Source organism: Onishia taeanensis (assembly GCF_013349955.1).
GTDB classification, from domain to species: domain Bacteria; phylum Pseudomonadota; class Gammaproteobacteria; order Pseudomonadales; family Halomonadaceae; genus Onishia; species Onishia taeanensis_B.
On the sequence record NZ_JABVXC010000003.1, the window covers coordinates 235,527 to 257,003 of the forward strand.

At 62.3% G+C, this 21,477-nt stretch carries 21 protein-coding genes; 13 read left to right on the plus strand and 8 right to left on the minus strand.

The window, feature by feature from the left end; translation table 11 throughout:
- Positions 1 to 4: 4 nt before the first annotated feature.
- A complete protein-coding gene (locus HUS66_RS05780) occupies positions 5 to 907 on the minus strand; it encodes a LysR family transcriptional regulator (RefSeq protein ID WP_175069999.1) in 903 nt (300 codons plus the stop codon).
- 131 nt (positions 908 to 1,038) lie between these two features.
- Between HUS66_RS05780 and HUS66_RS05785 the strand changes: the two genes are divergently transcribed.
- Positions 1,039 to 1,788: an NAD(P)H-dependent oxidoreductase gene (locus HUS66_RS05785; RefSeq protein WP_175070000.1), complete on the plus strand. Its 750-nt coding sequence runs from the start codon at positions 1,039 to 1,041 to the stop codon at positions 1,786 to 1,788.
- On the opposite strand, the gene HUS66_RS05790 is transcribed toward HUS66_RS05785, so the two are convergent.
- A complete protein-coding gene (locus HUS66_RS05790) occupies positions 1,754 to 3,325 on the minus strand; it encodes a PLP-dependent aminotransferase family protein (protein WP_175070001.1) in 1,572 nt (523 codons plus the stop codon). The genes HUS66_RS05785 and HUS66_RS05790 overlap by 35 nt on opposite strands.
- A 120-nt stretch (positions 3,326 to 3,445) precedes the next feature.
- On the opposite strand from HUS66_RS05790, the gene HUS66_RS05795 reads away from it, so the two are divergent.
- The 3 genes from HUS66_RS05795 to HUS66_RS05805 are packed head-to-tail and all read left to right on the plus strand — an operon-like array spanning position 3,446 to position 4,892.
- A complete protein-coding gene (locus tag HUS66_RS05795) occupies positions 3,446 to 3,907 on the plus strand; it encodes a GNAT family N-acetyltransferase (RefSeq protein WP_175070002.1) in 462 nt (153 codons plus the stop codon).
- Between the two features lie 30 nt (positions 3,908 to 3,937).
- Positions 3,938 to 4,246 (plus strand): GNAT family N-acetyltransferase, encoded by a 309-nt coding sequence (locus HUS66_RS05800; protein WP_254628710.1) that lies wholly within the window; start codon positions 3,938 to 3,940, stop codon positions 4,244 to 4,246.
- Between the two features lie 31 nt (positions 4,247 to 4,277).
- The gene (locus HUS66_RS05805; protein WP_175070003.1) at positions 4,278 to 4,892 is read left to right on the plus strand and encodes an FMN-binding negative transcriptional regulator; all 615 of its coding nucleotides are present in this window, start codon (positions 4,278 to 4,280) and stop codon (positions 4,890 to 4,892) included.
- A gap of 105 nt (positions 4,893 to 4,997) precedes the next feature.
- Here the strand turns inward: HUS66_RS05805 and HUS66_RS05810 are convergent, their stop codons facing one another.
- The 3 genes from HUS66_RS05810 to HUS66_RS05820 all read right to left on the minus strand — a co-directional run bounded on the left by HUS66_RS05810 (position 4,998) and on the right by HUS66_RS05820 (position 6,148).
- Positions 4,998 to 5,363 carry a phasin family protein gene (locus HUS66_RS05810; RefSeq protein ID WP_175070004.1) on the minus strand — a complete coding sequence of 122 codons (366 nt, stop codon included), beginning with the start codon at positions 5,361 to 5,363 and terminating at the stop codon, positions 4,998 to 5,000.
- A 265-nt stretch (positions 5,364 to 5,628) separates the two neighbouring features.
- Positions 5,629 to 5,799 carry a hypothetical protein gene (locus HUS66_RS05815; protein ID WP_175070005.1) on the minus strand — a complete coding sequence of 57 codons (171 nt, stop codon included), beginning with the start codon at positions 5,797 to 5,799 and terminating at the stop codon, positions 5,629 to 5,631.
- 52 nt (positions 5,800 to 5,851) lie between these two features.
- Positions 5,852 to 6,148, minus strand: a complete 297-nt coding sequence (locus HUS66_RS05820) for a hypothetical protein (protein ID WP_175070006.1) — start codon at positions 6,146 to 6,148, stop codon at positions 5,852 to 5,854.
- Positions 6,149 to 6,575: 427 nt separating this feature from the next.
- On the opposite strand from HUS66_RS05820, the gene HUS66_RS05825 reads away from it, so the two are divergent.
- From HUS66_RS05825 to HUS66_RS05840, 4 genes are read left to right on the plus strand one after another with little or no spacing between them, the layout of a single operon-like run.
- Positions 6,576 to 7,358 (plus strand): ABC transporter ATP-binding protein, encoded by a 783-nt coding sequence (locus HUS66_RS05825; RefSeq protein WP_175070007.1) that lies wholly within the window; start codon positions 6,576 to 6,578, stop codon positions 7,356 to 7,358.
- Entirely contained in the window at positions 7,355 to 8,074 is a 720-nt protein-coding gene (locus HUS66_RS05830; protein WP_175070008.1) for an ABC transporter ATP-binding protein, read from the plus strand. The genes HUS66_RS05825 and HUS66_RS05830 overlap by 4 nt, the downstream gene beginning before the upstream one ends.
- A gap of 2 nt (positions 8,075 to 8,076) precedes the next feature.
- Positions 8,077 to 8,946, plus strand: a complete 870-nt coding sequence (locus tag HUS66_RS05835; RefSeq protein ID WP_175070009.1) for a branched-chain amino acid ABC transporter permease — start codon at positions 8,077 to 8,079, stop codon at positions 8,944 to 8,946.
- A complete protein-coding gene (locus HUS66_RS05840; protein WP_175070010.1) occupies positions 8,946 to 9,890 on the plus strand; it encodes a branched-chain amino acid ABC transporter permease in 945 nt (314 codons plus the stop codon). The genes HUS66_RS05835 and HUS66_RS05840 overlap by 1 nt, the downstream gene beginning before the upstream one ends.
- Positions 9,891 to 10,179: 289 nt before the next feature.
- Here HUS66_RS05840 and HUS66_RS05845 read toward each other — a convergent pair whose 3' ends face one another.
- A complete protein-coding gene (locus tag HUS66_RS05845; protein WP_175070011.1) occupies positions 10,180 to 11,400 on the minus strand; it encodes an ABC transporter substrate-binding protein in 1,221 nt (406 codons plus the stop codon).
- Between the two features lie 259 nt (positions 11,401 to 11,659).
- On the opposite strand from HUS66_RS05845, the gene HUS66_RS05850 reads away from it, so the two are divergent.
- The 4 genes from HUS66_RS05850 to HUS66_RS05865 all read left to right on the plus strand — a co-directional run bounded on the left by HUS66_RS05850 (position 11,660) and on the right by HUS66_RS05865 (position 16,265).
- A complete protein-coding gene (locus tag HUS66_RS05850) occupies positions 11,660 to 11,878 on the plus strand; it encodes a DUF1656 domain-containing protein (protein ID WP_175070012.1) in 219 nt (72 codons plus the stop codon).
- Positions 11,878 to 12,744, plus strand: a complete 867-nt coding sequence (locus HUS66_RS05855) for an efflux RND transporter periplasmic adaptor subunit (protein WP_175070013.1) — start codon at positions 11,878 to 11,880, stop codon at positions 12,742 to 12,744. Before HUS66_RS05850 ends, HUS66_RS05855 begins: the two co-directional genes overlap by 1 nt.
- The gene (locus tag HUS66_RS05860; RefSeq protein WP_254628711.1) at positions 12,741 to 14,783 is read left to right on the plus strand and encodes an FUSC family protein; all 2,043 of its coding nucleotides are present in this window, start codon (positions 12,741 to 12,743) and stop codon (positions 14,781 to 14,783) included. The genes HUS66_RS05855 and HUS66_RS05860 overlap by 4 nt, the downstream gene beginning before the upstream one ends.
- Positions 14,784 to 14,957: 174 nt before the next feature.
- Positions 14,958 to 16,265 carry a hypothetical protein gene (locus tag HUS66_RS05865; protein WP_175070014.1) on the plus strand — a complete coding sequence of 436 codons (1,308 nt, stop codon included), beginning with the start codon at positions 14,958 to 14,960 and terminating at the stop codon, positions 16,263 to 16,265.
- 127 nt (positions 16,266 to 16,392) lie between these two features.
- Here HUS66_RS05865 and HUS66_RS05870 read toward each other — a convergent pair whose 3' ends face one another.
- Entirely contained in the window at positions 16,393 to 17,103 is a 711-nt protein-coding gene (locus tag HUS66_RS05870) for a glutathione S-transferase N-terminal domain-containing protein (RefSeq protein ID WP_175070015.1), read from the minus strand.
- 275 nt (positions 17,104 to 17,378) lie between these two features.
- Between HUS66_RS05870 and HUS66_RS05875 the strand changes: the two genes are divergently transcribed.
- Entirely contained in the window at positions 17,379 to 19,076 is a 1,698-nt protein-coding gene (locus HUS66_RS05875; RefSeq protein WP_175070016.1) for an L-lactate permease, read from the plus strand.
- A gap of 12 nt (positions 19,077 to 19,088) precedes the next feature.
- Here the strand turns inward: HUS66_RS05875 and HUS66_RS17755 are convergent, their stop codons facing one another.
- On the minus strand, positions 19,089 to 21,404 hold the full coding sequence (locus tag HUS66_RS17755) for a diguanylate cyclase domain-containing protein (RefSeq protein WP_254628712.1): 2,316 nt from the start codon (positions 21,402 to 21,404) through the stop codon (positions 19,089 to 19,091).
- Positions 21,405 to 21,477 lie beyond the last annotated feature (73 nt).

Below are 21,477 nucleotides of genomic sequence, written 5' to 3' on the forward strand. Positions count from 1 at the left end.
CCGCTCACCCCTGCGTTCCGCACAACCGTGCTTGGCGCTCGATGATCGCCTCGGCGATAAAATCCAGAAAGGCCCGAATCCTCGCCACCCGGCGCAAGTCGGGATGCGTCAACAACCACAAATCGGTACTCAATTCCGCCAATGGCTCACTGAGCCTTACCAGCCGTGAATCGGCATCGGCAAGATAGCAAGGCAGTACCGCCACCCCAGCGCCTTCGCCAACGGCGCTGAGCATGCCCAGCATGCTGTCGACTCGGTAGTGGCAAGCCGCCGCTACCGTCTGCTGCTGCATCCAGACCTCCAGGGCCTGATAACCCAATTGGGCATCGGGCCCTATCCAGTCCAAGCCATGCCAGCCCTGCTCAGCGTCATGATTCTCGTGGTACTCCCGCGCACCGTATACGGCCTGTGCGATATCGGCGATACGCCGCCCGACCAGCATCTCCGGCGGCGTCGAGGCCGGCCTCACCGCCACATCCGCATCCCGCCGGGTCAGGTTGTACAACTGATTGGAGATGGCGACTTCGAGCACGATATCCGGATGCATGCGCCGAAAGTCCGCAAACAGCGGCGCCAACAGACCGGCGAACAGGGTATCCGTGGTCGTCACCCGCAGCGTGCCGGACAATTTCAGATCACGCCCCGCGACTCGGCGTTCGGCGCCCAGCACCTCGCGCTCGACACGGGCGCCAGTGGCGGCCATGTCCTCGCCGGCCGGCGTCGGCGTATAGCCGCGGCGCCCCCGAACGAAGAGGCTCACGCCCAGCCGCCGCTCGATGCCGTCCAGGCGGCGAAACACCGTGGCGTGACTCAGGCTCAGCCGGCGCGCTGCGCCCGACAGGGAGCCCGCCTCACTGATCGCCAGCACGACCCGCAGGTCGTCCCACTGCATTGTCTGTTCATTCATGCAAAGTCCACTGCCGTTTTTGGGGAATATCCATTCATCAGCGCAAAGCCTAGGCTACTCCTGAGCTTCACGTCACCCCTTTCACATCAGCTACTTCATCACACCCTTCCAATCACTCCAGGAGACACGCCATGCAGGTATTGATCGTCCACTGCCACCCCGAGCCCCGCTCCTTCAACGCGGCCCTCACTCAAATTGCCGTCGAGACCCTGGAGGGGCTTGGCCACCGGGTAGAAGTGTCCGACCTCTACGCGGAGGGCTTTGACCCGGTGGAAGGTCCCTGGCACTTCGACAAACGGCGCGATGACCAACGCTTCGCGCCCCTCGATGAGCAGCGCCATGCCGTCGAATCCGCGAGCTTGCCCGCCGATGTGCAGCGCGAGATCGCGCGTCTCGAACGGGCGGACCTGGTGATCTTGCAATTCCCGCTGTGGTGGCATGCGCAGCCCGCGATGCTCAAGGGCTGGTTCGATCGCGTCTTCGTTTACGGCGGCCTCTACAGCGGCCGCATGCGCTACGACCGGGGCCGCCTGCGCGGCAAGCGGGTGCTATGTTCGGTGACCACCGGCTCGCCAGCGCCCGCTTTCTCGCGGGATGGCCGCGGCGGGGATATCGCCGCCTTGATGTGGCCCCTCCACTGCTCGCTCTACTACGTTGGCCTCGAGGTGCTGCCACCTCAACTCAACTACGGCATTCAGGGCGGCGGTCTCGGCTACCAATCCGAGGCCACCTTTCGCGACCAGCTGGAAGCCGACAAGGCGCGCTGGGCGAGCCGCCTCAAGACCCTCGACGCTGATACCCCGATCGCCTTCGCGGGATGGGACGACTGGGACGAGGACGGCGTGCTCAAGCCCGAGCACCCGGCTCGGTGGCGGCCTTAGTCATGCTGCTGGCACCTCGTTCGGCTCTGAGCGCCAGCCATTCCCGACACAGCCAGCCGCCGGCCCGGTCGATCTCTTCCTCACTCGCCCCGGCGTAGCCCAGCACCAGGCCGGGCCGGCCGGGGGGCGCCAGGTAATACGTCGACAGCGGCGACAGCCCGATGCCGTGATAAAGGCCGCGGTCGACCAACGCCGCCTCGGTGGCATGATCATCGAGCCAGGCCACCAGATGCATGCCGGCCTGCCCCTCCGACAGCTCAAGCCCCGCCCTGACCGCCGGCGCCAAGGCGTCGCGCAGCCGGGCCTGGCGGTCGCGGTAGCAGTCGCGCATGCGCCGCACATGGCGTGAGAAGTGGCCCGCGGCAATGAACTCGGCCAACGCCGATTGCACCACATACTGGCCCTCGCGATGGAGCCGGGCATTGGCCCGCCGGCACGCATCTACGAGAGCCTCGGGCAGCACCACATAGCCAAGTCGCAGTCCCGGGTAGAGCACCTTGCTGAAGGTGCCGACATAGAGCACCCGCCCGTCGTTATCGAGCCCCTGGAGCGCGGCGATGGGACCTTGGCCATAGCGAAATTCGCTGTCGTAGTCGTCCTCGACGATCCAGGCCCCATGCTTTTCGGCGGTCTCGAGCAGGGCCAGGCGCCGCCCCAGGGTCATGGTCACCCCGCTGGGATACTGATGCGAAGGCGTGACCTGGATCAGTCGCGGCGCGGGCAGATCCGCCGTCACCCGTAGCCCTTCGTCATCCACCGGCACTGCCTGCAGCTCGAGCCCAGCGGCCTCGAAACAGGCCTTGGCGCCGCCATAACCGGGTTCCTCGACCCAGACCCGGTCGCCAGGGTCGGTGAGCAGACGCGTAATCAGCTCGAACCCCTGCTGGGCGCCCTGGACGATAAGGATCTGCTCCGGGCGACAGCGCACCGAGCGCGATAGCCGCAGATAGTCGCATAGCGCCTCGCGCAGCGCCGGCACGCCGCCCTGCGTCTGATAACCCAGCCATTCGGTGGGCGCTCGATGCAGGTGCCGCCTCATCAGTCGCTGCCATAGCGCCTGGGGGAAGCGATCCAGTGCCGGCAATCCGGGCGTCAAGACGCCAGGCCGGACGTCCGAACAGGGGCTGTAACCAAGCAGCCGCGTACCCCGCGACGACAGCGTGACATCCCTTGTCTCAGGGGCCTCACCAGCGGGCGCCAGTGCCTGCTCTGATGCCGCGCCTGGGGCCGACGACGCCCCGGCCAGTTGGGGCAGATCGACGACGAAGGTCCCCGCGCCGGGTCGGGTCTCCAGAAAGCCCTCGGCGACCAACTGCTCGAGAGCAGCGAGCACCGTATTGCGTCCCAGGCACAGCTCCCGAGCCAGGCGCCGGGAGGACGGCAGTCGGCTGCCCGGGGCCAGGCGTCCTGCCTGGATGCGCTCGCGAAGCCCAAGATAGAGCCGCCGGCTGAGCGGCCCCGATGAGGGCTCGGCGACTTCCATGGCAAGGGCATCGATGACCCAGTCCAGCTTGGCCTGCGACGAAAGCGGCTCCATGATTTTCCCCAAAACCGGTTCTTATTCCGGAACCACTATGCCGCCAGACTGACATTCGGTCACCCCTAACCCTCAACCCTCAACCCTCAACCCTCAACCCTCAAACTGAGGAGAACCGCTATGCCCGTGCGCCCCGCGACCCACGATGACCTTTCTGCTCTCGGTGAGCTGCTCGACGGCTACCGCCGTTTCTACGGCCAGGCAGCGGACCTTGCCGCCGCCACCGACTTCGCGTCACGCCGCCTGGCGCTCGGCGATTCGCACCTGCTGGTGGAGGCCGGCCCCGACGGCACACTGCGGGGCTTCGTGCAGCTCTACCCGACCCTATCGACGGTGCAATTGGCCCCGCGTTGGATCCTCGGCGATCTGTTCGTGGCGCCCGAGGCGCGCCGCCAGGGCCTCGCCAAGGCCCTGATGAACGCCGCCCGCGACCTGGCCGAGTCTCACGGCATCGCCCAGCTACGACTGCAGACCCAGGTAGAGAACCACAGTGCCAAGGCGCTCTACGCATCAATGGGCTGGCACCGCGACGACGCCTTCGATCACTACAGCCTGTCACTACCAACCGCCGGGGCTCGCTGAGATGGCGCTTGTATAGCACCTGAAGAGGCCATGGTGCTGATGATGGGCCACGCCTTCGCCATGGGCTATCGGCGCTACGAATGGAAGTGCGATGCCCTAAACGCCCCGTCGCGGCGCGCCGCCGAACGGCTGGGCTTTCGTTTCGAGGGTATCTTCCGCCAGCACCGGGTGGTGCAGGGTCGCAACCGCGACACGGCCTGGTTCTCGGTGCTCGACGGTGACTGGCAAGCATTGGCGCCTGCCTTCGCACGCTGGCTCGCCGCCAACAACTTCGACCCCCAGGGCCGCCAGCACCGTCCCCTAGGCGAGCTGACCGAGGCGGCACTAGCGGCCAGCTAACGACACGGCGCACCTCACGAGGAGACAATCGATGTACGTACCGCCCGCACTGCGAATGCCCATGCCACAGGCCCAGGCCTTGATCGAGTCGCATCCTTTTGGCGTGCTGATCGGCGACGACCTGCAGGCGACCCACCTGCCGTTGCTGCTGAACCGAGACGAAGGCGAGTTCGGCACCCTCTATGGCCACCTCGCCCGAGCCAACCCGCAGTGGCAGGCGCTGGAGGGGCGTCGAGTCTTAGCAATCTTCAGCGGCCCACATGCCTATATCTCGCCCAGCTGGTACGCCACTCGCCCAGCCGTGCCGACCTGGAACTACGCCGCCGTGCACGCCGAGGGCCCATTCGAGCGACTCGACGGCGGCGCCACCGCCGCGCTGATCGAGCGCAGCCTTGCTCACTTCGAACCCGGCCTGCTCGACGACAAGGCGATGCTGGATGACGGCTTCCGTGACCGGCTGCTGGCCGGCATCGTCGGTTTCCGGCTCCCCATCGCCTCGCTTCAGGGCAAGGAAAAGCTCGGCCAGCAGCGCAGTGCCGCCGACCAGGCAGGCGTCGCAGCCGGGCTTGGCGACAGCGCCGCTCCCGGGGCCCAGGCACTCCTGCGCCACATGCACGACCAGGCACTGGGCACGGGGAACCCCTGACGCTCGCCACCGACACCATGCCCCAACGCAAAACGCCGCCGCCCTAGGGGGCGGCGGCGTTTTGGCATTCACCAAGGCATGGCGCCTGGCGTCAGCTCATGCGGCTTACTTGGCGGCCGGCTTGGCCGTGGAAGCGGCCTTGACGCTTTCCTCGGTAAGCTTCTGGGCCTGCTGAACCACTTCTTGGTTCATGGCCACCACCTTCTCGGCGTCGGCCTTGGCGCGCTCGCCGATTTCCTTGGCGACTTTCTGCTGGCCTTCGACGTAGGTGCGCAGACCTTCCGGGTCCTTGACGTCCAGGGCGGCGCGCGCCTGGTTCAGGCCGAGGTCGGTGTAGGCCTTGGCGGCATCGTACTGGGCGGCCAAGAGCTTCTCGGTGTAGTCGAGGCTCATGGTCGCGTAAGCACGCGCCGGGCCGAAGAACATGGATTCGAACTGCTTGGTGAACTGGTCGAAGTTGGCGTTGCTCATGTCACATCTCCAAAGTGTTGCGGATGGGAAAGGCGCTTCGCATTTCGCCCTTCGTTGCAATGCAACATAGCAAAACCGTTGTTGCAGTGCAACATGGATTTTCCCTATCGGCGCGCCCATCACCTACCCAGTTCGCCAGCCAATCATGACACCGCGATGAAGCCCTCCAGCATCAAGCGAAGGGCAGCACCAGACTCTGACTTAGCGCCGATAACAAAACACCCCGGCAAGTAGCCAGGGCGCTTAGGAAGAGGTTCAGCAGGCTTTAGCCGCCCGCGAAGCGGATGATAGCAAACACCAGGGCCGCGACGGCCACGATGGTACCGACATTCCATTTGATGATGTTGGTTTCGGCCTTAGCCAGAGCTTCCTTGGTCGCCATGGTCTCTTTCACGACCGCGACTTCCTGCTCCAGGTGCCTCAAGCGCTGTTCCATATCCGGTGGCTCCCCGCCCCCATCGATGGGACGTAGATCGGCGACTTTCGATTTAGCCATTGTCGCTCTCCTCTTCCATGAAGGCCAGTACCTCAGCATCGCGAATGTAATGTATGTGCCCACAATTCGCGCAAACGCGCATGAACTCTCCATAACCTCGGCGCGAGCCATCATCCAGTAGATGCACCACCCTGATAGCAAGAGCATTTCCTTCCTGCTCTCCCTCTGGATCAAAGACAGCAATGCTGAGTTTCCCATCCTGGCAGGTCGGGCATGCATCACCGACCCCTCGGCTATTAAGAAAGCGCTGTAGATCCTTGCCCTGCACACGCTCATTCAGGCTGATCACAAGCTTCTCCTTGTTCTATGGCCATCTATCGGCGGGTCCTTGTGTAAGAGACTTACACTATCCAGTAGACATCAGCTCTATCAAGCTGGCGTCGCCCACGGCAGGTTCACCTGGTCGCAAACGGGTCAGTGCGTAAACGCCTCGGCGGATAGGTGGTGCGTCACCTAGCGAACCACGCCATCGTCTATCACCCGCGAAACGTCATGACGAGTAAGACGAACAGCGGTGGTCCAGTTGCCTGGCGTCGTTCACCGTCATCGGCGCCCGCCTCCTGCCTTGAGACGAGCGTTTAAATCCCGTCTGTTCGTCGCCTTGATACGCCTCGTGCTCGGCGATACTGTCTTCGCATTGGGCGAGCCTGCCTAAAGGCCAGCGCTGCCCGCTCCACCACAATTTCAAGAACAATCTCAAGGCAGGAGCTCCCACCTTGATCCGAATCGAAAACGTCTCCAAGTCCTTCGGCGGCTTGCAGGCGGTGAAGGATGTGTCCTTCGAGGTTGCCCAGGGCAGCATCACCGGCTTGATCGGCCCCAACGGCGCCGGCAAAAGCACCCTGTTCAACATCGTCGCCGGCCTCTTCCCGCCTACCAGCGGCCGCATCGTGCTCGACGGCCAGGACATCACCGGCCTGCCGACCCACGAACTCTTCCACCGGGGGCTGGTGCGCACCTTCCAGATTCCCCATGAGTTCTCGCAGATGACGGTGCGCGAGAATCTGATGGTGGTTCCCCCTGAACAGAGCGGTGAAAACCTCTTCAATAGCTGGCTACGCTGGGGCCGAGTTCGCCAGGAAGATACCAAGGTACTCGAGCGGGTCGATGAAGTGCTCGACTTCCTGGAAATCTCGCATGTCGCCGATGAACTGGCCGGCAATCTCTCGGGGGGCCAGAAGAAGCTGCTGGATCTGGGTCGAACCATGATGACCGACGCCAAGATGGTGCTGCTGGATGAGCCAGGCGCCGGCGTCAATCGCACGCTGCTCGGCAAGATCCGCGAGGCGATCCGCCGTCTCAACACCGAGCGTGGCTATACCTTCTGCCTGATCGAGCACGATATGGACCTGATCTCACAACTCTGCGACCCGGTGCACGTGATGGCCAACGGCGAACTGATCGCCTCTGGCCCGATGAGCGAGATTCGCCAGAATGCAGAGGTTCGCGAAGCCTATCTGGGTGGCGGCGTCAGCGGTCATATGGGGGAAGACGCATGAGCAGCTCGACCACCACCCTGCTGGATGCCCAGGAGATCTACGGCGGCTACGGCGGCGCCGATATCCTCAAGGGCACCAATCTGCGGGCCAACGCCGACGAAATCGTGGTTATCGTGGGCCCCAACGGGGCCGGCAAATCCACCGCCATGAAGGCGATCTTCGGGCTGGTGAAGATCCGCACCGGAAAGGTGCTTTTCCAGGGCGAGGACATCACCAACGCCAAGCCGGAACAGATGGTGCGCCGAGGCATCGCCTACGTGCCTCAGGAACAGAACGTCTTTCCCTCGCTTACCGTGCAGGAAAACCTCGAGATGGGCGGCTATCTGATGACCGACGATCTCAAGCCGCGCATGGAAAAGGTCTACGACCTGTTCCCCAAGCTCGCCGAGCGCCGCCGCCAGCCTGCCGGGCTGATGTCCGGCGGCGAGCGCCAGCTGGTTGCCATGGGCCGCGCCCTGATGGTCGACCCCAAGCTGTTGATGCTCGATGAGCCCACCGCCGGCCTGTCGCCGAAGCTGATCGACGAGACCTTCGAGCGCATCAAGGAGATCAACGCCCAGGGCATCGGCGTGTTGATGGTCGAGCAGAATGCCAAGCAGGCGCTGGCCATCGCCAGCCGCGGCTATGTGCTTGCCACCGGCGCCAATCGCCATGAGGACACCGGGCCCAATCTGCTGGCCAACCCGGAAGTCGCTGAAATGTTCCTGGGGGGCTAGCCATGAATGACATTCTACAGATCCTGATCTACGGCATGGTGCTGGGCAGCGTGCTGAGCATGGGCGCCATCGGCGTGTCGATGATCTTCGGCATCCTGCGCTTCGCGCACTTCGCCCATGGCGACTTCATGACGCTTGGCGCCTACATCGGCCTGACCTTCATCGCCGTGATGGGGCTCAGCCCCTGGTTCGCGCTGCCGGCGGCGATGATCGGCATGGCCGTGGTGGCCGTGGTCATCGACCAACTGCTCTATCGGCGTATACGCCGCACCCAGCCGGTCATTCTGCTGATCTCCTCGTTCGGCATGGCACTGATCCTGCGCAGCCTGATCCAGCTGATCTGGGGCTCGGAAAACCAGACCTACGCCAGCGGCATCCAGTTCCCCTGGCGTCTCGACGTGCTCGGTGGCCTGCGCATCAAGCCGGATCATGTGTGGATCGTGCTGATCTCGCTGGGCCTGGTCGCCGGCGTGCATCTGTTCCTGACGCGCACTCGGATGGGCAAGGCGATGCGCGCCATGTCCGACAACATGGACCTGGCGCTGGTCAGCGGCATTCCCGCTGAGCGCGTCATCATCGTCACCTGGATCATCGGTGGCGCCCTGGCGGCGGCAGCCGGGGTGTTCCTCGGCATCGACACCCGCCTGCACCCGGTGATGGGTTGGACGACGCTGCTGCCGGTGTTCGCCGCGGCCATTCTCGGCGGCATCGGGCGGCCCTACGGGGCGATCGTTGGCGGCATGGTCATCGGTATTTCGATGGAGATGTCGACGCTGTTCATCTCTGCCGCCTACAAGCCGGCCGTGGCCTTCGCCATCATGGTGGTGATGCTGATCTTCCGGCCTCAGGGCATCTTCAAGGGGACACTGTGATGGAACTCGCCAGCCTGTTCGCTTACCTCATCTCGTTTCTGACCTTCGCCGGCATCTATGCGGTGCTGGCCATGGGCCTCAACACCCAATGGGGCTTCACCGGCCAGTTCAATATCGGCATCGCCGGTTTCTTCGCCGTGGGGGCTTATACCAGCGCCATTCTCACCACCCCGGAGAGCCCCGCCTATCTCGGTGGGCTGGGCATGCCCTTCCTGGTGGGCCTCGCCGGTGCGACCCTTGCCTCGGCGCTGATCGGCCTGGTGATCGGGCGCATCACTGCCAAGCTGCGCACCGACTATCTCGCCATCGCCACCATCGGCATCGCCGAGATGATCCGCCTGTTCATCAAGAACGAGGATTGGCTGACCAACGGCGTGCGCGGCATCGCCGGCATCGAGCGACCCTTCGCCGGCACACCGCTGGACAGCCCCTTCGGCTATCTGCTGGTGGTGGTGGCCTTCGTGGTGCTGGTCTACTTCCTGCTCGAGCGCGCCTATGCCTCGCCCTGGGGCCGGGTGCTACGGGCGATTCGCGAGAACGAGCCCGCCACCGCTGCGGCGGGCAAGTCGATCGCCCGCTTCCGCCTGCAGGCCTTCGTGCTAGGTGCCGCCATCATGGGCCTGGGCGGCGGCCTCTATGCCCACTTCTTCGGCTTCCTCAGCCCCGAGGCCTTCATGCCGCTCTACGGCACCTTCCTGGTGTGGGTGATGCTGATCGCGGGCGGTAGCGGCAATAACCGTGGGGCCATTCTCGGCGCCGTGGTGGTGTGGGGCGTCTGGACCCTGACCGAGCTGGCCACCGACCTGCTGCCTACCGAGTACGCCACCCAGGCCGCCGCCCTGCGGGTGCTGCTGATTGGGGTGCTGCTGCAGGTCATTCTGGTCACTCGGCCGCAGGGCATTCTGCCCGAGAAGCCGCCCAAACTGATCGCCCGCAAGAAGTAATCCTCGACGAGACAGGCGGGCGTGCTCCCGCTTGGCTCTCACCGCCCCGGCCCTAGCGCCGGGGTTTTTGTTTGGGCTTTGGTCACGGCTGCTCGCTTACCGAGCCGGGGCTTTCCCAGCACACGGGTCCGCTTCCACGCCGTACGGACCCGCCTATCTGCCTCGCCTATCTGCCTCGACTAGCGACTCTGCTGGCGGTCAAGATAGGTCACCGGCAAAAAAACGCCCCGGCACGTGGCCGGGGCGATGTCTTGTCGCTAGCTCGGGGGCTAGCTCAGCGAACGGAACATCATTCGGGCATGGTGGGCTCGAAGATGCGGTTGGTGATGATCTCACCATCCTTGAAGGTCCACTCGCCGAAGGTACCCGGTACGTCACCGTTACTATCGAAGTTCACCGAGCCAGAGGCACCTTCATAGTCGATGTCTTCACCGGCGGCGATCAGCTCCACGGCCTTGGCAAACTCGCCCGGACCAACCTTCACACCCGGCGGGTTGGCGACCATGCGAACGCTGTCGCGAATGGCCACACGGTCGGTGGAACCGGCCTGCTCGGCAGCCAGTGCGATCACGTAGAGGGCGTCGTAGGCGGTGTCCAGATAGGGCTTGGGCGGCACCTCGCCGTATTCACCGTCATAAGCGCTGGCAAAGTGCTGGGCACCCGGCGAATCGCCGCGCGCCTGAGGCACGGTGCCGATGGCGCCTTCCAGGGCCTGGGCGCCAAGGTTGTCGATCAGTTCCGGCGCCTTCATGCCATCGGTGAACACGAAGTCACGGAAGAAACCACCTTCGAGAGCCTGGCGCAAAATGGTCTCGCCATTCTCCGGGTAGCCGATCAGTACCAGTGCCTCGGTACCACCGGTATCGGCCTGCTGCAGCTCGCCGCGATAGGCGGCCTGGCCCTGCTCGTAGGCAACGGTTGCCGCCACCGTGCCGCCTTGAGCCTCGAAGGCCTTGCTGAAGGCATCGGTCAGGCCCTTGCCATAATCGTTGTTCACATAGATGACACTGACGGTCTCATAGCCTTTCTCGGCGGTGATCTCGGACAGTGCCACGCCCTGGAAGGCATCCGACGGCACGGTGCGGAACAGGAAGTCGTCGTCATCCAGGCTCGTGATCACCGGCGAGGTGGAAGCGTTGGAGATCTGCAGCACCTGCTCGGGCTTGGATACGCTCTGTGCCACCGGGATGGTCACACCGCTGGACAGAGCGCCGAAGATGGCATGCACGCCTTGCACGTTGACCAGTTTCTGAGCCGCCGCCACGCCGGGCTGCGGCGAGGTCTGGGTGTCACCGGCACTGATCTCGATGGGCTCGCCCATCACGCCACCGTCGGCGTTGATTTCCTTGACCGCCAGCTCAGCCGCACGCAACGACGGCTCACCATAGCTCTGCAGGTCGCCAGTCAGCGGCACTAGCACGCCAACGTTCAGCGATTCGGCGGTGGCCGCGAGGCTGGTAACCATCGCCATGGCGGAAATGGCCCCGATTAATGGTTTCTTGACGATCATGGTAGACGTCTCCTGTTGCTGACCTTGATTGTTGATTATTGACAGTCCATTAGCGAGCGCGACACTGACATCGTGACGACCCTTGTAACGCAGCATAAGCGTAGCCTAAACATTAAACAAAATGTCTGAGCGCAATCCTGTCAACGGTGCCGGCGGGCTTCTCGAACGGCGCCCGGAGTGTCCAGGTGTAACTATTTTGATAGCGTGCTAACATATTAGGCTTGTCCATCGACGGGTGTGCCGACCAACGGGAGTAAGCATGGACCTCAAGGAAATCGCCCTGGGCGGCATCTACGTAAGCCCATTGCTGCTATATGCCCTGCTGGGCTCTCTCGGCACACTGATAGTTCGCACCCTGCTGCATCGCCTGGTGGGCTCGAGGGTGTTCTGGTATGAAGCCTGGTTCGACGCGGCATTGTTCGTGATCATTACCGCCGCTATCGCCTATGTCTCTTCTTCTGCTACCGGATCGTTATGATGCGCAAACTGCTTCGCATGCTGACCACGCTCGTGATCGTGGCCCTGGCCTTGGCCGCGGGTGCTTGGCTTTGGCATTACTATCTCTATACCCCCTGGACCCGGGACGGCCGAGTACGGGCCGATGTGATCACCATCGCACCGGACGTTTCTGGATGGGTTAGCGAGCTGTCTATCGAGGATACCCAGGCGGTGGACAAGGGCGATGTTCTCTTCCAGATCAACCGCCAGCGCTATGCAACGGCCGTCGATAAGGCCAAGGCTGTCGTCGCACAAAAGAACGCGCAGTGGGAGTCCAAGCAGCATGAGGAGACTCGCCGCAACCGCCTCAGCAACCGGGCGATAAGCGACGAAGATCTGGATCTCGCGCGCCTTGAAACCCAAAGTGCCAAGGCCTCCCTCGACCAGGCCCAGGCCGAGCTTGAAAGCGCACAGCTCGACCTTGAGCGCACCACGGTGACCGCGCCGGCCGACGGCCACGTCCTGAACCTTAGACTCAGTGAAGGCAATTACGTCAATACCGGCAACCCGGTGATGGCGTTGGTGAAGGCAGACTCCTACTACGTGACCGGCTATTTCGAGGAGACCAAGATGCCGGGTATCGCCCTAGGCGATCCCGCCCGCGTCACCCTGATGAGCGGCGACACCCAGCTTGACGGCCATGTTGCCGGCATTGGCCGCGGCATCGCCGATAGCAATACCTCATCCAACGACCAGTTGTTGCCCAAGGTCGAACCGACCTTCAATTGGGTACGACTGGCGCAGCGTATTCCGGTTCGCATCGAGCTCGATGGCATCCCCGACGACACTCTGCTGAGTGCCGGCATGACTGCCACCGTGCGCATCCTCGAGGCACCGTCGCCTTGAGCCGTCTTTCGCCCTGGATCGATGCCTATTTAACGCCGTCTCGATCCGCCCTCAAGTTTGCCACCAAGGCCACGCTCGCCATGGTGCTGGCACTCTATGTGGCCCTGATGTTCGATCTGGAGCGCCCATACTGGGCGCTGATCTCGGCCGCCTTCCTGCAAATTCGGCCGATGAGCGGCATGGTGATCGAGAAGGGCCTGTGCCAGATCGGTGGCACGCTGATGGGTGCCCTGGTGGGCATCGGCATCATGGCGCTGTTTGCACAGGCAAGGATACCGGCGCTGATCACGCTCACGCTGTGGCTGATGCTATGCGCCTACGCCAGCTCGCTTTTGCGCAACAATTTTTCCTACGGCTGCATCATGGGCGCCGTGACCGCGATGCTGGTGGTGGTCATCGGCCACAGCCAGCCCGGCGGTGTCTTCGATATCGCCGTGGCCCGGCTGTCGGAGCTCGGCCTGGGCGCGATCTGTGCGACCCTGGTCAACGCCTTGCTATGGCCTGCGCCGGTCAAGGAGCATCTGGCGCGTCAAGCCGACAGCGTCGTCAATAAGGCCTTCACCCATGCCGCCCAGCGACTGGATGCCAGTGACGACATGGATGAGCTGCAGCAATCGCTGACCCAGAGCCTCGAACCGCTGATGACGCTGGAAATCGACAGCCAATCGGCACGCTACGAGGGCCCCGGCAGTGCAGGCCGCGTTCGCGCGACCCACCTTTTGACCAAGCGCACCCTGCGCTTCTTTGCCACCCTGAGCGCACTGCATCAGCTGCTGCAGGACCAGAGCGGCCAGGTCAACGATTCGCTGAGGCGGCTCGCCAGCGAGAGCGCCCAGGCCTTTCGCGATGCCGCAGATGTCAGCGGCGTGCCGGCGGCCCGCGATCGTCTACAGGATCTGCGTCATCAGGCTCATGCCTGCCCGGAAACCGATCTCGCCCCCCTGCAGCGCCGCCTGCTGCTCGGCCTGCGAGAGGTGCTCGGCAGCGCCATGATCATGCTCGATGCCCGGGAAGCCATCGCCCACCCCGGCCACAAGCGCCTGCGTGCCGGCGCGCTTTCCTGGCACCGGGACCACCTGGCAGCATTGCTCAACGCCGGGCGGGCCGGGCTGGTGTTTTCCTGCCTGGCGACCTTCTGGCTGCAGACCCACTGGTCCAACGGCCAGGTCGCGATGCTGCTGGGCACACTGTTTTCGACGTTCTTCGCCAGCCGCGATAACCCAGTCACGATCTGCATGATGTTCTTCAAAGGCATGCTGGTGGCCCTGCCCAGCGCCTTCCTGTTCGGCCATGTGTTGCTTTCCCAGGCCAACGGCTTTCCGATGCTGGCGATGCTGCTCTTCACGCCGCTTTTCCTGGGGCTTATGGGGGCCGCCAAGCCACAGCTGATGGGCTACTGCCTGGCCTTCACCATCTTCAATATCCTGCTGACCATGCCCGGCAACGGCATGGACTTCTCCTTCGACAGCTTTGCCAACCGCGCCATTGCCGTGATCATCGGCCTGAGTGCGGTCGTGATGGCATTCCGACTGATACCCGGCCTAGGGGCTCCCGTTCAACGCCGCCGCCTGGTGAGCGCCATCGGCCGAGATCTGCGCGGTATCGGTACGCCATCGTTACACGAAGCAGAAGCCACCTTCAGTGGGCGCATGGCGGATCGCCTGCTGCAGCTCGGTCGCCACGACAACATGCTGCCCGAGGATCAGCGACACCTGTTCATGATCGGCCTCAATGGCCTCGACCTCGGCCGCTCCTGCCTGCGTCTGCGCCATCGGCTCGACAATAGCGCGCCGCCCATCCGCCAGGCCCTGCACGAGCTGCTGGCGGTGCTCGCCAAGGCCTTCGAGGAAAGCGCCCGTGGCCAATCGCCTCGCGGCATACGTGAGGCGAGCCAGGCACTGGATGACGCCCTCGCCACCCACAGTGGCATCTCCAAGGACTGGCACGTATTGCTCGAAGGATTGGTCGAGCGCCTGTCGCTGACCCTCGAGCGCCAGGCCGAGGTGATGGCCGGACAACCGCACGCGACTCGCCAGTAAGCCCCTTTAACGGCTAAGCCCCCTTTAACCAGTAAGCCCCTTTAAGTTAATTGCACGTCCAAATTTCTAACCTGTCGTTATTTTTGATAGGGTGCTGTCGCGAAAAAGCGACAATCAACTCAAAAATACAGGCACCACCTGTTTTCTTCCTGATATCTTTACCAAGGAGAAGATGTGAGCAAGCGATCACTCAAAGCCGCTGGCTTGACCATGGGACTCTTCGCCGTTGCCACCCCGGTACTGGCTCAGGACAGCCAAGATGCCGCAGACGTCCAGCGCCAACTGGACGCCCTGCGCGACGAAATGCAGCAACTGCAGAATCAGCTCGAGCAACAAGAGAGCACATCAGCACAAACCGAAGATGCCAGCGTCCAGGAAACGCGCCAGCTGGCCGAAGAGAACCGCACGCTAATCGAGGTCGCTCAGCAGACCACCATCAGTGGCCAGCTCGAGTTCGGCTCCGTGTTCAACGACTGGGACCAGCGCGACAAGGACACCGCCGGCGACATGGACTTCGGCAAGTTCAATCTCGGCATCAGCGGCGGTGAAGGGGCCTTCAACTACTCTTTACAGTATCGTTTCTACGACGGCTATCGTTTCCTCCAGCACGGCTGGATAGGCTATGACGTCTCCGAAGACGACAGCCTGAAGCTCGGCCTGGTGCAGACCCCGTTCGGTAACATGGATTACGGCTACCTCGGGTGGTACGGCACCCTCCCCTACATTGCCGGCTTCAACGACAACCAGAACGCGGGTATCAAGTGGGATCACAGCCAAGGCGCCTGGGACACCTCGCTCGCCTTCTTCAAGAGCGATCAGCTCGGCGATGGTAACGCTCACTACGGCGCCAATGCCGTCGGCAGCAGCGCTCAGGGTAACAGCGAAGAAAACCAGCTTGCCGCTCGTGTCGCCTACACGCTCGGCCAAGGCAGCGATTACACCACCGAAGTCAACCTCTCGGCCAAGGGCGGCCAGCTCTACAACACCAAGACCGGTGAGAGCGGCGACAACTGGCAGGCGGCCGTGGGCCTGAGCGGCAGCTACGGTAGTTGGATGACTCGCCTGCAGGCCACCACCTACGCATACAATGCGGAAAACCCCGCGGAATCGGCCTCCGGAATCTCTGACAATGTCGTGCAGATCGGGGCGTTCAACTTCAATTATCTGATCCCCGCCGACGGTGAAATGTACTCGGCAAGCCTGGCCTACAGCATGGACGTCGACTGGGGGCCGGTAGAAAACGTCTATTTCTACAACGACCTAAGCATGATCGATCCGTCAGGCGACTTCACCCCGGCCAACGGCGGCTTTGGCGACCGGGAAAACCCGGTGGTCAACGATCTGGGCATGAAGCTCACCGCTGGGCCCTACTACGCCTGGTTCGATATCGTTACCAACAAGAACGGTCTGAACTACTTTGGCTCGCCGATCGACGATCAGTGGCACACCAGCTTCCAGACTCACGTCGGCCTGACGTTCTAAGCTGACATTCGCCATCTCGCACTTGAAAACGCCCCGTTCATCACAGAGCGGGGCGTTTTCTATGCAATAAAGCTAACGTTGATTGGCGATGCGGCACCGAAAACGTCGCCTGGCGCTCATGACGACATCACTTGTCGTAGGCGCCCTGAATATCGACGATACGCTTGGCGCTGCGGCCGAGGCCGGCATGCATATCGAGCATGCGTTCCACCCAGCCATACACGGGGTCAGCGTTGGACAGCAGATCCGCCGTCGACACCGTGCGTGCCCACATGAAGTTGCCGAACAGCAGGTAATCCGCAGCACCGGGAGCCTCGCCATCCATGAAGTCGCTCTCTTCCAGGCGCCCCCGCAATGGAGCCAGCGCCTGATCGAGCATGCTCAGGCCCTTGGCCGGTGAATGCATTTCCTCCAAGGTGCGCCCGAAGCGCTTCTCGCGGGTGGTACGGAAGTACTCCCGATCATCGGGGTCAATCGCGTTGTAAAGATCCATGACGATGGTGCGCATCATGCCGGGCGCCAGCGAACGCTCGGCGTAGTGCTTGAAGAAGCGGGCCCTCGCTTCTGCGTCCGGGCTTCCCAGTAGCGCCTTTTCGGGATAGGCACGATCCAGATAACGCATGATCTCGAAACTGTCGCTGATCACCTCATCACCGTCGACCAGCACCGGCACCAGCCCTTGCCCCGAGAAGGCGATGGCATCTTTCTCGGAAAAGCGCCATGGCCGGGTCTCGGCATCGAGCCCCTTGTGCGCCAACGCATAGCGCACTCGCCAGCAGAAGGGCGAAAAGAGCAGCTCGTCATCAACACCGCACAGTTCATAAAGCACTCGGCTCATGAGGTCTCCTCACCTGTCCATTAGTCTAAGAATTGCCCCCCAATACACGGCGAACTTTCGCCAAAAGGGGTCATATTGAGGCCAACAACTCTTTTATATCAAAAGGATGGATTAGACTATCCAGTCACAACCTAATTGGTAATACCAATTACCCATCAGTAGCCAGCAACGCCATCCAGCCTTATGGTGCCAAGCCGTAGTATCGGTTACGAAACTAACCACCTTATGTCTTCGGCACCTCCCTTCCACCCAATGAAAACAAGGATTGCTGCCTCATGAGTCAAACCCTACTCGCCCTGCTCGCCTTCATGCCACTGTTGTTGGCTGGCGTGTTGCTGATCGGCTTTCGCATGCCGGCACGTCAGGCCATGCCCATCGTCTATGTGGTGACTGCCGCCATCGCCCTGTTCGCCTGGGACATGACGGCCAACCGCGTACTGGCATCGACCCTGCAGGGTCTGATGCTCACGGTGGCGATCCTGTGGATCATCTTTGGCGCCATCCTGCTGCTCAACACCTTGAAGCATTCCGGCGGCATCACCGCGATTCGCAACGGCTTTTCGGGCATCAGTCCGGACCGACGCGTGCAGGCAATCATCGTCGCCTGGTTGTTTGGCTGCTTCATCGAGGGGGCTTCGGGCTTCGGCACACCTGCCGCTGTGGCCGCCCCGCTGATGGTAGCGCTTGGTTTCCCCGCGCTGGCCGCGGTGATGGTCGGCATGATGATCCAGTCCACACCGGTATCCTTCGGTGCCGTGGGCACGCCTATCGTGGTCGGCGTTAGCGGTGGCCTGGACAAAGCCGGCATCACCGAGCAGTTGACCGCCAGCGGCGGCACCTGGCTCGAGTACTTCCGACTGATCACCTCTGAGGTGGCGATCATTCACGGCATCGTCGGCCTGTTGATGCCGCTGCTGCTGGTGCTGATGATGGTGCGTTTCTTCGGCGCCAACCGCTCATGGAAGGAAGGCCTGTCGATTGCGCCCTTCGCCCTTTTTGCCGGTGCCTGCTTCGTGGTGCCCTACATGCTGGCCGGCGTGCTGCTGGGGCCGGAGTTCCCGTCGATGATCGGCGCCATGGTCGGCCTCGCCATCGTCGTGCCGGCCGCTCGCCGCGGTTTCCTGATCCCGAAAGATACCTGGGACTTCCCCGAGTCCAGCTCCTGGCCTGACGAGTGGATCGGCAAGCTCGAGATCAAGCTCGATGACGTCAGCGGCAAGGCGCCGATGTCTACCTTGATGGGCTGGGTGCCCTACGTGCTGCTGGCCATCTTCCTGGTTGCCTCGCGCACCATCGACCCGCTCAAGGAGGCGCTGACCTCGCTGAGCCTGTCCTGGAGCAACATCCTTGGCGAGGCGGGCGTTTCCGGCAGCATTCAGCCGCTGTACCTGCCCGGCGGCATCCTGCTCGCGGTGGTCCTGGTCACCGTCGCCCTGCACCGCATGCGTGGTTCAGAGGTCAAGGCCGCCTTCCACGAATCCTCCCGGACCCTGCTCGGCGCCGGCTTCGTGCTGCTGTTCACCATTCCCATGGTACGCATCCTGATCAATTCCGGGGTCAACACCGCCGATCTGGTCTCGATGCCGGTGGCCATGGCGCAGCTGGTAGCCGATAGCGTGGGCCATGTCTATCCGCTGTTCGCGCCGGCCGTTGGTGCTCTGGGCGCCTTCATCGCCGGCTCCAACACCGTCTCGAATCTGATGCTGTCGGACTTCCAGTTCAACGTCGCACAGCAACTGGGGCTATCCACCGCCATGATGGTGGCTCTGCAGGCGGTTGGCGCCGCCGCCGGCAACATGATCGCCATTCATAACGTGGTCGCTGCCTCGGCAACCGTCGGCCTGCTGGGCCGAGAGGGCATCACCTTGCGCAAGACGATCCTGCCGACGATCTACTACGTGACCGCCGCCGGCCTGATCGGCCTGATCGCTCTCTATGGGCTACACATATCTGATGGTCTACTGAGCGGTTGATACCAGCCACCTTCAGTGATGAACCGCGCCGACCTCGGCGCGGTTCATCAAAAAACTGATGACTCGATTACGTCCCTCTTGCTTAGCGCGATAGAGCGCACTATCGACGGCGTCAACGAAGTCCTCCACTTCATCATCGCTTGTCGGCACCATGCTGCCCACTCCGACGCTAATCGTGATGTTGCCTAGACCCGCCGAGGCGATATGTTCAATCGCCGCTTCATCCACATGCCGTCGACAAGATTCGGCAATGTCCTGTGCCACTTCCGGCCCACATCCCGGCAGCAACAAGACGAACTCCTCGCCTCCATAGCGGGCCAGCAGCCCTGCGGAGCAAGCCTCACCCAGCAATGTCGCAACCCGCCTGAGGCAGTCGTCGCCAGCCAAATGACCATAGTGGTCGTTGTACTGCTTGAAATGGTCCACATCCACCAGGATGAGTGACAATTGAGAGGCCTCTTTTTGAGCCGATAGCCATTCACGCATCAGCTGTCCGTCGAACATGCGTCGATTCGCAATTTCGGTCAGGCCATCCTGGAAGGAAAGGGTTTCTAAACGGCGCTGCAACGCCAGGCGCTCCTGTTCCCCGAGCTTGCGCTCATGGATGTCGAACATGAAACCGACAAGCGCTTCTACCTGTCCCTGTTTGTCGCGTACCACATGCACGACGTCACGCACCCAACGAAACTCCCCACTCTGGGTCAAGGCACGGTAATCCGCTTCGTGGTCAATACCTGAGCGCGATTGCATGACGCAGTAATCGACGACGTCATCACGGTCTTCAGGATGCATACGCTCGGCCCAGTCCTCTATCGACTCCCAGCTATCGGCCGGCCAACCCAGCAGCTCAGCAATCTGTGGGCCCACATAAGTAAAACGCAAGGTTTCCCAATCGATACGCCAAGGTATCGCTTGAGTCGACTCGAGCAGCGCACGATAAATGTCGGTGTCGTCATCAAGCAGCGCCACGAGTTCATCATTGCCACTTTCCCGAGGCGGTGAGTCCTCAATATCCCAGCACACTGAAGGCTCGGCATGACTCGCCTGGGCGCGGCGATAAAGGGCTAGCAAGGTGTCGGGGTCATCATAAAGAAGCGGTGAACCACGTCGAATCTCGCGACGCATGAGTCGCATCATCTCCAACAGGTGCGATGCGCCAAAGGTTTCCATTGACTGACCGGTGACTTCGGCCAAACGCCCCGCGATGACTTCGGTATCACTGACCTGGGGACAGAGGCGGTATCGATAGCGTCCTCCAATGCTCTCCGGAGGCAAGTCCATGAACCGCCCATTGCGTTGCCGGAAATCACTGAGCGGAAGACGGTAGGCGTTGTCGCCAATAATCGGCCAGTCCACGGGTGCATCGCCATCGAGTTCGCGTCGCAGTGCCCGGGTCAAAGGCAACAGCCGCTCGAGACGAAAGCGCTCACCCAAATGCGGGTTGCCCAAACGCACAAGATTAGCGATCAGCTCGCTGGAAGATGCATGCCCGATGATGGCCGCCTGCTTGGAGAGGGCGCCCCAAACACCATCAGCCCCCTTTAGCAACGCTTCGATGGCGGCGGCGTTTTCCATGCCGTTGCCTGCATGAAGGTGCACCAGCAATTTTAGAGGGGGAGGCGTGAACGCCCTGGCCATCTCGACGAAAGCGCCTACCTGAAAAGGCAGAAAAGTGCCTCGAGGGTCCTCGAAGCTGACCCCCTCGATGGCTTGACCGGCAAGCCAGTCAAACAGCCAACACATGGATTCTGCATCAGCGACAAAGCCGTCACAGCCATCTATCACATTGATGATGATGCGCGGCGCCCCGCCACCTTCGCCAGCGACATTGTCATGCAGCCAGTCGATAGACGCCGCCAGGCGGGAAGCCAAGGCAGCACGTTGTTGCTCAGTCTGGCGGCCGCGCCAACCCAGGACTAGCTGGTGCAAGGTATTGGGTACCGCGTAGTCCCGCAGTTTGTATTGCGAATGATCAGGCAAGAAGCGGCCATCGTCATCCAAGGTGCCCACCTGGGTAAAAGCGAAGCATCCGCGTCGATCGATATCATGATCACGTAGATAAATCATGAAATCGTCATCGACAGTCGGTTCGTCAGGCATCGCGTAATCCAGGGTACCCAACAAAATGTCATCGAAGCCGAACTGGCGCAGACGCGAAAGTATCGTGACTTTAGCATCGAGCGTTTGCCCACGACTGGCGCCCACGGCGTTTTCGCGCAGTGACAAATCGATGAAGAAGGGGCGCATGGCTCGCAATCTCGCGAGCTTATTCGCCATCTCGCGCTGCACGCCAGCAAGCGATGCATACCGCTCGGCGAAGTCGGTCATGGGGCGGGCTCATGTTTCACGGTGACTACTCCAAGATAGGGTTCATCAAACTGGCCTGTCGACACTCAAGCTA

Coding starts and splice junctions, on each gene's coding strand:
- HUS66_RS05780 (WP_175069999.1), bottom strand. CDS start 907: ATGAATGAACAGACAATGCAGTGGGACGACCTGCGGGTCGTGCTGGCG.
- HUS66_RS05785 (WP_175070000.1), top strand. CDS start 1,039: ATGCAGGTATTGATCGTCCACTGCCACCCCGAGCCCCGCTCCTTCAAC.
- HUS66_RS05790 (WP_175070001.1), bottom strand. CDS start 3,325: ATGGAGCCGCTTTCGTCGCAGGCCAAGCTGGACTGGGTCATCGATGCC.
- HUS66_RS05795 (WP_175070002.1), top strand. CDS start 3,446: ATGCCCGTGCGCCCCGCGACCCACGATGACCTTTCTGCTCTCGGTGAG.
- HUS66_RS05800 (WP_254628710.1), top strand. CDS start 3,938: ATGGTGCTGATGATGGGCCACGCCTTCGCCATGGGCTATCGGCGCTAC.
- HUS66_RS05805 (WP_175070003.1), top strand. CDS start 4,278: ATGTACGTACCGCCCGCACTGCGAATGCCCATGCCACAGGCCCAGGCC.
- HUS66_RS05810 (WP_175070004.1), bottom strand. CDS start 5,363: ATGAGCAACGCCAACTTCGACCAGTTCACCAAGCAGTTCGAATCCATG.
- HUS66_RS05815 (WP_175070005.1), bottom strand. CDS start 5,799: ATGGAACAGCGCTTGAGGCACCTGGAGCAGGAAGTCGCGGTCGTGAAA.
- HUS66_RS05830 (WP_175070008.1), top strand. CDS start 7,355: ATGAGCAGCTCGACCACCACCCTGCTGGATGCCCAGGAGATCTACGGC.
- HUS66_RS05835 (WP_175070009.1), top strand. CDS start 8,077: ATGAATGACATTCTACAGATCCTGATCTACGGCATGGTGCTGGGCAGC.
- HUS66_RS05840 (WP_175070010.1), top strand. CDS start 8,946: ATGGAACTCGCCAGCCTGTTCGCTTACCTCATCTCGTTTCTGACCTTC.
- HUS66_RS05845 (WP_175070011.1), bottom strand. CDS start 11,400: ATGATCGTCAAGAAACCATTAATCGGGGCCATTTCCGCCATGGCGATG.
- HUS66_RS05850 (WP_175070012.1), top strand. CDS start 11,660: ATGGACCTCAAGGAAATCGCCCTGGGCGGCATCTACGTAAGCCCATTG.
- HUS66_RS05855 (WP_175070013.1), top strand. CDS start 11,878: ATGCGCAAACTGCTTCGCATGCTGACCACGCTCGTGATCGTGGCCCTG.
- HUS66_RS05870 (WP_175070015.1), bottom strand. CDS start 17,103: ATGAGCCGAGTGCTTTATGAACTGTGCGGTGTTGATGACGAGCTGCTC.
- HUS66_RS05875 (WP_175070016.1), top strand. CDS start 17,379: ATGAGTCAAACCCTACTCGCCCTGCTCGCCTTCATGCCACTGTTGTTG.
- HUS66_RS17755 (WP_254628712.1), bottom strand. CDS start 21,404: ATGACCGACTTCGCCGAGCGGTATGCATCGCTTGCTGGCGTGCAGCGC.